Source organism: Streptomyces bobili, from assembly GCF_002154575.1.
Lineage (GTDB): Bacteria > Actinomycetota > Actinomycetes > Streptomycetales > Streptomycetaceae > Streptomyces > Streptomyces bobili.
On the sequence record NZ_MUBA01000096.1, the window covers coordinates 1 to 8,712 of the forward strand.

10 protein-coding genes, 1 tRNA gene and 1 pseudogene are annotated in these 8,712 nt (G+C 69.2%); 9 read left to right on the plus strand and 3 right to left on the minus strand.

All coding sequences use genetic code 11. The annotated features are described in order from the left end of the window. The 4 genes and pseudogenes from BZL64_RS08875 to BZL64_RS08880 form a co-directional block, all read left to right on the plus strand. Positions 1 to 265, plus strand: a pseudogene (locus BZL64_RS08875) (hypothetical protein); the annotation flags it as partial. Beyond that, complete coding sequence (locus BZL64_RS41920; protein ID WP_279634595.1) at positions 262 to 387, plus strand: hypothetical protein; 126 nt, start codon at positions 262 to 264, stop codon at positions 385 to 387. The pseudogene BZL64_RS08875 and the gene BZL64_RS41920, both read left to right, overlap by 4 nt. After that, complete coding sequence (locus BZL64_RS39785) at positions 369 to 506, plus strand: hypothetical protein (protein WP_158101515.1); 138 nt, start codon at positions 369 to 371, stop codon at positions 504 to 506. Before BZL64_RS41920 ends, BZL64_RS39785 begins: the two co-directional genes overlap by 19 nt. 627 nt (positions 507 to 1,133) lie before the next feature. Continuing rightward, a complete protein-coding gene (locus BZL64_RS08880; RefSeq protein ID WP_143663056.1) occupies positions 1,134 to 1,811 on the plus strand; it encodes a hypothetical protein in 678 nt (225 codons plus the stop codon). Here the strand turns inward: BZL64_RS08880 and BZL64_RS40540 are convergent. After that, positions 1,754 to 2,461 carry a hypothetical protein gene (locus BZL64_RS40540; RefSeq protein ID WP_208639395.1) on the minus strand — a complete coding sequence of 236 codons (708 nt, stop codon included), beginning with the start codon at positions 2,459 to 2,461 and terminating at the stop codon, positions 1,754 to 1,756. The two genes, BZL64_RS08880 and BZL64_RS40540, sit on opposite strands and share 58 nt — an antisense overlap. A gap of 60 nt (positions 2,462 to 2,521) precedes the next feature. On the opposite strand from BZL64_RS40540, the gene BZL64_RS08890 reads away from it, so the two are divergent. From BZL64_RS08890 to BZL64_RS08900, 3 genes are read left to right on the plus strand one after another with little or no spacing between them, the layout of a single operon-like run. Then, positions 2,522 to 2,809 carry a helix-turn-helix domain-containing protein gene (locus BZL64_RS08890; RefSeq protein WP_086767819.1) on the plus strand — a complete coding sequence of 96 codons (288 nt, stop codon included), beginning with the start codon at positions 2,522 to 2,524 and terminating at the stop codon, positions 2,807 to 2,809. Beyond that, positions 2,806 to 4,347: a helix-turn-helix domain-containing protein gene (locus BZL64_RS08895; RefSeq protein ID WP_086767821.1), complete on the plus strand. Its 1,542-nt coding sequence runs from the start codon at positions 2,806 to 2,808 to the stop codon at positions 4,345 to 4,347. Before BZL64_RS08890 ends, BZL64_RS08895 begins: the two co-directional genes overlap by 4 nt. Continuing rightward, positions 4,348 to 4,923, plus strand: a complete 576-nt coding sequence (locus tag BZL64_RS08900; protein WP_086767823.1) for a transcriptional regulator — start codon at positions 4,348 to 4,350, stop codon at positions 4,921 to 4,923. Between the two features lie 65 nt (positions 4,924 to 4,988). Here BZL64_RS08900 and BZL64_RS08905 read toward each other — a convergent pair whose 3' ends face one another. Next, a complete protein-coding gene (locus BZL64_RS08905) occupies positions 4,989 to 5,753 on the minus strand; it encodes a hypothetical protein (RefSeq protein ID WP_244205265.1) in 765 nt (254 codons plus the stop codon). Positions 5,754 to 5,960: 207 nt separating this feature from the next. Here BZL64_RS08905 and BZL64_RS08910 point away from each other — a divergent pair. Then, positions 5,961 to 6,034: transfer RNA gene (locus BZL64_RS08910), tRNA-Met, on the plus strand. Between the two features lie 56 nt (positions 6,035 to 6,090). Here the strand turns inward: BZL64_RS08910 and BZL64_RS08915 are convergent. Next, positions 6,091 to 7,197 (minus strand): TniQ family protein, encoded by a 1,107-nt coding sequence (locus BZL64_RS08915; protein WP_244205266.1) that lies wholly within the window; start codon positions 7,195 to 7,197, stop codon positions 6,091 to 6,093. Positions 7,198 to 7,302: 105 nt separating this feature from the next. Between BZL64_RS08915 and BZL64_RS08920 the strand changes: the two genes are divergently transcribed. After that, positions 7,303 to 8,712 (plus strand): DEAD/DEAH box helicase family protein (locus BZL64_RS08920; RefSeq protein WP_143663060.1); only part of this gene is annotated, 1,410 nt, incomplete at its 3' end.

Genomic DNA, 8,712 nt, shown 5'->3' on the forward strand with positions numbered 1-8,712 from the left:
AGGTGTGGATCATCGCCGGGCGAGCCCGGCGATGATCCACACCTACTTCGAGTACATCACCACCCAGTATCCCGCCCAGTCCGTTCACGGCATGCTCCTGATCAGCCTGCACGGTCCCTCCCGAGGCCAGCCGTGGACCACCGCCGCGGCCCGGGGCATGCTGCGCCGGGCCGCGGCCCGTGTGGAGATCGGCCGGGTGGTGCCGCACGCCTCCGGCACAGCTTCGCCACCGCGGTGCTGGACGCGGCACGGGGCAATGCGGTGATCGCGCGGGAGGCCGGCGGCTGGGCCTCGGCCGCGGCCGTCGAGCAGGTCTACGGCCATGTGGACGTCCACGACCCGGTCTTCACCGCGGCTCTGGAGCAGGTGTGGGGGACACGGCCGTGATCCCGCTGACGCTGCTGCCCGGCCGCACCGACACCACCCGCGTCGGCCGCGACCGGCTCGAACTGCTCACGGCCATCATCGGGCCCCCGCGTTCGACCCGCTCTTCCGCGACCCGCTGATCTTCATCCCGCCTCAGCACCCGGTCTACGCCTGGCAGTGCTCCGTTGACGGCTGCCTGCGCATCCGCCGGGTCAGCCACAACCTGTGCAACACGCACAACCCGGAGTGGGAGGAGGCCGAGTGGACGGGGCAGACCAAGCGCGCCTTCATGGACGCGGCCACCGCCCTGCCGGCCGCGCGGGGAGTGGACTACGGCCGGTGCCTGATCTGCCCCGACCGCCCGGTGATCAGTCCCGCCACCCGGCTGTGCCAGCAGCACCAGACCAGGTGGCAGTACGGCGAGGCCGCCGACATGGACCGCACTCGGTTCGAATCCTGGGCCGGTACACAGCACCCGCTTCCCGGCTACGGCCTGTGCACGGCACGGTGTCCCTTCCTGGCCTGCACCTCACTGGGGCTGTGCCTGCAGCACCTGAACCGGTACAAGATCGACAACCGTCCGGGAGGAGCCCGGTCGCAGAACTCACGCGGCCCCCTCAAGGACGGCCGGCCACTCCCGGTGACCTACGGCGACGAGAAGGCATTCCGCGCCTGGTGCGCCACTGCGGAGCCGGTCACGCAGTCAGGGCTGGTCAACCTTCATGGCCTGTCCCCGCTGCTGAGGGCCGAGATCCAGTGGGGCCTGCATGCCCATGCCCAGTCCGCAGCACTCCGAGTGGACCACCAACGGCATCAGGAATCTCGTCAGATACTGCTGGCGGGGCAGCATCACGTCCCTGATGGACCTGCACGACGAAGGCTATGCAGGCCTGACACGTAAGCAGATGGACTCCGAGGTCCGCAAGATCATCTGGGAAGTCGTCAACGGCCTGCGCTGCGTCTACTACAGCCCCTGGGACACCAAGGACGCCGGCTTCCTGGAGACCGATCACTTCGGACGGCGCTTCAAGAACGCCCAGAGTAACTTCGACATCACCGCCGTACCGCAGAGGTGGCTGCGCGACCTGCTCTGGGACCATCTCGCCGAGTGGCTCCGGTCCCCGCAGTGCCCCCGTACCAGAGGCCCCTTCGAGCAGATGCGCCGTGCCGCCGTCGAACTGGGCGTCTTCCTCCAGGCCGATGCTCCCGACGCCGGCCACGACCCCTCCGTGCTGCGCCGTGAGCACGCCGAGTTGTTCGTCGCCGACCAGCGCCACCGCGCCCGCCACGGCCTGCCGTCCCTGGGCATGGTCCTGGTCGACGGACGATCCCCCATCGTCACCGGCCCGAGCTGCCAATTCGTCTTCAACGGGGGACGCAAGCTGCTCTACAGCGCATCCCCGCCGGTCACGCCGAACGCCTCGGCATCGACACCGGCTTCCTGACCGCCATCCCCTTCGGCGGCACCGGCATCAAACAGCGCTCCCGCAACCCCTTCAGCGACGACGTCGCCCGCGCGCTGACCGAGGAGACCAACCTGCGCCGCCTGGAGGAACTCGACCTCAGCGACCGGGGCCTGCGGGACATCTGGGAGACCATCGTCGCCACCGGGCGTCGCTGCAGCGAGGTCGTCCAACTGCGCCTGGACTGCATCGGCCGCTACCGCGGCCTGGCCATGCTGTGGCACGACCAGACCAAGGTCGGCAACTGCAACGAGGGCATCCGCATCCCCGAGCCCGTCTACCAGTGCCTCGATGCCCGCCGCACCAAGAGACTCCACCGCTTCGAAAAGCGCTACGGCCGCACCCCGACAGCCGCTGAACGCCCCGGCCTGGCTCTGTTCCCCTCCCGCCGTCACTCCCGCGGGTGGCCGCCACCGCCCGGGCTTCGGCTGCGCCGGGCCCTGCGCCGCCGTGTCGTAGACCTCGTGTGCCCCCGGTGCCTGTCCGATCGTGCGGTGGAAGAGGCGCGCCAGGCGAAATGGGAAGCCCGGCGCGCGGCCCGACGGATTCTGCGTGATCAGGCGGCCCTGACCGCTGACGCCCACTTGTCCGAGAGCCTTCAGCTCCTGTGAACGATGAAAGCTTTCCTGCATCGCCAATAGCAAAAAGCCGATATAGATGCGAGAGTTGCATAGATGTAGTAGGATGGCGGCATGGGATTGACCTTGGAGGAGTCGTTGCGGCTGACGGTGGCCGCGTTGATGCAGGTGACGGGTGACTCGCAGCGGTCGGTTGCGGGGGTGCTGGGACTGACGCAGACGCAGGTGTCGCGCCGACAGTCGGGTGCCGTTTCGTGGAGCCTGCGTGACGTCGATGTCCTGGCCGAGCACTACGGCATCGGCGCGCTGGACCTGCTGGCGGGTCCGACCAGAGCGTGCGAGGCACTGCCCACCGACAGGCGCCGTTCCGTGCGGACCGGAGTGAAGGGGACGAGCCGGTGAGCGACTTTGACGCGATCGACTCGCTGCTTGACGCCGTCGGCCCGGAGGCTGAACTCCCGCCCTGCCAGGTGCGCCGCGAGCTGCGGGAGCGGGCCCGGCTGTCCAAGGCGCAGGTGGCACGCGCGCTCGGCGTGAGCCCGTCCACTCTCAGCGGGTGGGAGAGCGGCCGGGACCCGGCCGGCGAGGTCCGGGTCAAGTACGCATATCTACTGGACGGACTGAACGCCAAGCTCGCCACCGAGACTGAGAACACGGCGGAGCTGGCCGAGGAGCAGCCCATCGCGTCAGACGCCACTGCGGCGGCCGTCACCTCGACGTCTTCGCCGGAAGCCGGCCAGGACGAGGAGGAACTGCTCGCCCTGCCCGAGCCGTGTGTGCTCTGCGGCCGTCCCGCCAGGCAACGCGTGGCGGGGTTCGCTCAGCACCTGGATTCCTCCGACTGCCAGGCAACCCCCGCCGACACCCTGAAGCCCTCGCCCACCGCGCCATCCGTCCAGGTCCAAGAGCCGCGTACAGCACGCTCGCCCCGTCCGGCCGGCCGGAAAGGCGCAGCCCCGCGCGGGCGGGCGTTCCAGGAACCGTCCGGACCCGCCGACTCGATCCACGAAGCGGTGCACTCCGCACTCGCCGAGCACCAGGGCGATGTCGAAGCCGCGAGCGCCGCGTTGCTGAAGCGGGCCATCCCGGACGCGATGCGTCTGCTGGACGAGACCCGCAAGGGCGCCCGCTACGACGTGATCGCCCACCCCTGGATCCCCGACATCCTCAAGAAGCAGACCGCCAAGGGCGCTGACCAGATCTGGGAGGCCCGCCCGAAGTGGACGCGGCCCGAACTGCCGCCCGGGAAGTACGAGGTCACCGCGCTCGACATCAACGGCGCCTATTTGAGCGCTCTCAAGACCCACCTCCCGCTCGGCCAGCTGGAACATTCCACGGGTTTCGCGCACGACCGGCGCCGCGCCGGAGTCCACCTGATCACCCCGCCCGCCTGGGAGCACGACGCGGTGCTGCCCAACCCGATCGGCCAGCGCGACGAGCCAGGCCCCCTGTGGGTCACCGAACCGACCCTGCGCCTGCTGCTGCGCCTGTCCGGCCCGAAGCACGGCCTGTGCGAGCCGCCCCAGATCCACGAGTCGTACACCTCGGGAGCCACCGAGAACCTCCTGGAGAAATTCCGGATCGCCCTCAAGGACGCCCGCGACACCGCGATCGCTGACGGCGACGGGCTGACGCTGGAGTACGTGAAGGCGATGTACTCCAAGTTCGTGTCCACGATGGGGGAGTCGAACTACAACCGGGAGCTCTACCGCCCGGACTGGATGCACATCATCCGCTCCCAGGCGTTCGCCAACCTCTGGATGAAGGCGCTCAAGGCCCACGACGCGTCACTGACGGTCGTACGGGCGATGGGAACCGACGAACTCCACGTCATCGGGGACTGGCGCCGTGTCTTCCCCGAAGGCCGCTCGGTTACCGAGGTCAAGGTCAAGGACACGTACACCGCCGGGACCGACGCCGGCACGGGGCAGGAGCAGTAAATGCCGGAGAAGAACATCGACTTCGGGAAGTTCGGCGCGAGCGGGATCAAGGGCAGCGAAGCCGTCGCCCGCCAGCTCGACCAGCTCGCCGCTCACATCGCCACCCCGGTGACCGCCAGGCGCGGCCTGATGGCACGCCTGCACTACCTGACGACGTCGGACAGGGCCTGGCAGGCAGCCAAGGACGCCGGACTGACAGTGAGCGACCGGACGCTGAAGGCCTGGATGCAGGGCACCCGCCGTCCCTCGAAGGCCAACCTGGAACGCATCGACGCCGCCTACAGGGCGGTGCGGCGCCGCAACGTCGCCCGCCACCTCACCGCTCGCCTCAACCGCGAGGGCCGTGGCACTCGCGTGGAGATCCACCCCCTCGACCAGTCCGGCGTGGCGCGCCAGCTCCAGCGGGTGGTGGCACACCGGACGATGAACGTGCGCCGCTGGGACAAGATCGTCGGATCCTGGGCGGCCGGCGACCACCAAGGCCTGGACGACGCCTGGACCGCCGATGTCCTGCCCGATCTGGGCTCCCAGTGGGGCCAGTACGAGTACGTCAAAAACATCGGCTTCGCCGCGTAGAAGCCGCCCCTCTCGGCCCAGGGGACGGACGCCGGACGTTCCACCGGGGCGATCGGAGCGGTCGATCACGCGGTGGGCAGGCCCGGAAGCCGGTCGTAGGCGGGATCGCCGGGGAAGGCGATGGACTCGACGTGCTGCGGCGGGATCGCGTTGCGGTAGAGGACGTCGGCGTTGGCGGGGGCGTAGCCGATGGCCTTGCCGACGAAGGTGTGCACCACCGATTTGAAGACGAGGTGCCTGCCGGGACTGGCCAGGTCCACGTAGGCGGTGACCAGCGCGGGCCGGCCCAGGCAACGCAGTCTCTGAGCAACACCGGCAGGGTCGTCGCAGTGCTGCCAGTAGATCGCCTCGCCGCCCCAGAAGGACAGCAGCCGCCACGCCCCGTCGATGTCGTGGGCGGTGGCCTCGGCCGAGAGGGTCAGGCAGACCTGACCCTCTCGAATGCCCATCCTCGGCCTCCCCGGGGCGACCATGCTCTGGGAGCGCAGTACCTCCCGCTCAGCGGCGGTCAGATAGCCCCGCTCATGGGCCTGGTTCAGGCGGTCATCAACGAGAGCGGCATCCAGGGGGCGCAGGCCATGGGCACGAATCGCATCGGCCTCGTGGTCGAGCAGCCTGGTGCAGTGCTGCGCCCGCAGAAGGTGGCCGCGGAGCAGGTCGAGGATCTGCGCCTCCCTGTCCTCCAACTCCAAGTCGACGTACAGCTCCGGCTCGTCCAGTTCGGCTTCGTCAGCGATCTTGTAGATGAGATCTGCCAGCGGCCCGGGCCAAGTGGCGGGGCTGTCTACATCCACGACGGGCCGGCTGGTGGCGGCGTGAGCCAGTGTCATGGCGAGCCAGTATCCCACTGCCGGACCAACAGGCTCCGGACCGGGAAGGGTTACGAGACCCGGACGATGAGCGGGGCCAGCGCGCCGGACGCCGCACCTACGGTCAGGTCAGGCCGACCTCGAGGGCCAGAAAGATCCGGAACACACGACCCCGGCCCATAATGGTCTCCAGCGCCCGCCGCCATGACGTACGGTGGTGTTCACCGACGCGGGGTGGAGCAGCTCGGTAGCTCGCTGGGCTCATAACCCAGAGGTCGCAGGTTCAAATCCTGTCCCCGCTACTGCAAGGTGGAGGGCTCACAACCGTACGGTTGTGAGCCCTCCACTGTTATGACGCCTACATTTCGGCAGCCGTCATGCCCAACTGCCAAGGCAGGCACGAGCGTTGGCCCACCGATCCGGTCCGGGACGCGATCCGCTCGTGCCCCGACGCCAGCATCAGGCGACACCCGTCCGCCGGACGGGACGCGCCGGGCACCCCCCTACGGTGGCGCCCCAGCCACACCAGCAGGGCCTGACGCCCTTCAGCCACGTCCACCCCCCACCTGGCCATCAACTGCTCCACGCCCGCAAGCCATCGGGACCGGTCCGCCGTATCCCGCCGCCCCGCGCATTCGAAGTCCAGCATGGCGCCCGCGAGTTCCGCGGCTTCCGGGTAGATCACCAGCGGGGCCGCCCGCATCTCCCGCGCGTCCAGCCCAGCGGTCCAGGCCCGGCGCACCCAGCACACGGTGTCCGGCATCCGCGTCCACCAGTACACCGCCACCTGGAAGGCATCGGCGAACAACTCCTCGCCGGCCGGCCCCCACCGCTCGGCCAGCTGCTGCCGCACCTGGTGCGCCGTCACCGTCTCGGGCAGTTCGGCCAGCTGCACGAAGTCCGGACCGCGGCCGCGGGAGTCGTCCGACCAGTAACCGTGCCGCAGACAGACCTGCCAGCTGTCCGGCGACATCAGCCACACCGTCTCACCGACGCCCAGGGCATCAGCGCACAACGGGCAGTACCGCACGAGGTGCCCCGCCACAGGCTCCCAGCGCCACCTCCACTGCGCCGCCTCCAGGCCGGGCAGCAGGTGTTCCGCGGCGAGGCTGGGCAGATCCTGCTGCAGAAGACCAGCTGCCCGGTCAGCAAGGACAGCCAGATAGCGCAGCCCCGCCTCGTTCACGTACATCTCGGTGGACTGCGGGTACTTCTCCACCCGCTCGGGGTACGCGGATGCCTCGCCCTGCCCGACGCGGTCGAGGAAAGCAGCCAGGCTCAGGCCGTTGGCGTGCGCGAGCCGGTTCACGAACGACCCCGTCGACTCACCCGGCACCGGCCGCACACGCAGCGGCAGCGGCCAGCGAGGCCCGTACAGACCGGGATCGTCCAGCACCGCTGCCCTTCCGCCGAAGCCGCCACCACGGCCACCGTGACCGGCCCGCCGGAGGCTGGTCAAGAGCACCAGCACTCGTTCGGGTGAACCCCGGCAAACGCCCAGTCATCGCCCAGCACACCCATCTCACCCTGTGAACCAGGTGCACGTGCACACCGTCACCGGGGGAGGACCATGGCCACGACGACGCGCATCCGCCCGGACACGACCGCCCCCGCCCCCGCGACCGCCTCGCGTCTGAAGACCCGCCTGCGCGGAGGCCAGCAAATCGCCGTCGACACCTCCGCCAGCAGCTTCATCGAGGGCTACCGCCGCGTCGGCGTCTACATGGCCACCGGCACCGGAAAGACCCTGGTAGCCCTGCACATCGTCCAGGAAACCGCACCCGAAGGCGCCTCCCTGGTGGCAGTCCCCTCCCTGCGGCTCCTTGAGCAGACCGCCGCGAAATGGCACAGCGAAGGACGTCCCGGCCGCTACCTCGGCGTCTGCTCCTCAAGCCACCCCGCAGACCCGGACCTGGCCGGCATCCTCACCATGGTGGGCACCGCCGACGACCTGGCCTGGCAGGCAGCCGAGACCCCAGGACCGCTCAACGTGTTCTGCACCTACGACTCCCTGGACAAGGTCGTCGAAGCCCACCGCGACTTCCACCTGCCCCGCTGGGACGTCGTGATCGCCGACGAAGCCCACCGCACCGCCGGTGACTACAACAAACCCTGGGCCCGCATCCACCACGACGACCAACTGCCCGCCCGCCACCGCCTCTACATGACCGCGACGCCCCGCGTCTTCGACGAAAAGAAAGCCCGCGAAAAGGGCATCAACGCCGACACCGTCATCGCCTCCATGGACGACGTGAGCATCTACGGGCCCGTCGTCTACCGCATCTCCCTGAGAGAGGCGATCGACGAGGGGCTCCTCGCCGACTACCGCATCGCCGGCGTCGTGATCAGAGACGAAGACCTGCGGGGCCTCCTGAACCGGCTCCCCGCACACACCTGGACCGGCGAAGCCTTGCGTGCCGCAGCCGCCCAAGTCGCCCTGCTGGTCGCGCAGCACCGCTACGACCTGCGCCGCACGCTGACCTTCCACCCCTGCATCGCCGCAGCGGACGTCTTCGCCGAAACACTCCACGAGACCGCGGCCCTCATGCCCCCGGCCTACCACGCCCCCCTGCAGGTCGGCACCGTCAACTCCAGGCAGACCCCCTTCGAACGCCACAAGAACTACACCGACTTCGCCTCCGCGCCCCTCAACACCCCCGCCTCACAGCAGCCGCCCCGCCGGGCCGTCCTCACCAACTGCCGCTGCTGCGCCGAAGGCGTCGACATCCCCGCCATCGACTCCCTGCTCTTCGCCCACCCCAAGACCAGCAGCATCGACATCATCCAGTCCATCGGACGCGCACTGCGCCAGACCCCAGGCGACAACAAGATCTCCACCATCGTCATCCCCATCTACATGGCACCCGGCGAAACCCTCGAGGAGGCCGTCAAGAAAACCGCCTTCCACCTGATCTACAAGGTCCTCATCGACCTCGACGTCTACGACGAGCACACCTTCCACCTCGTCGACCACTTCCGG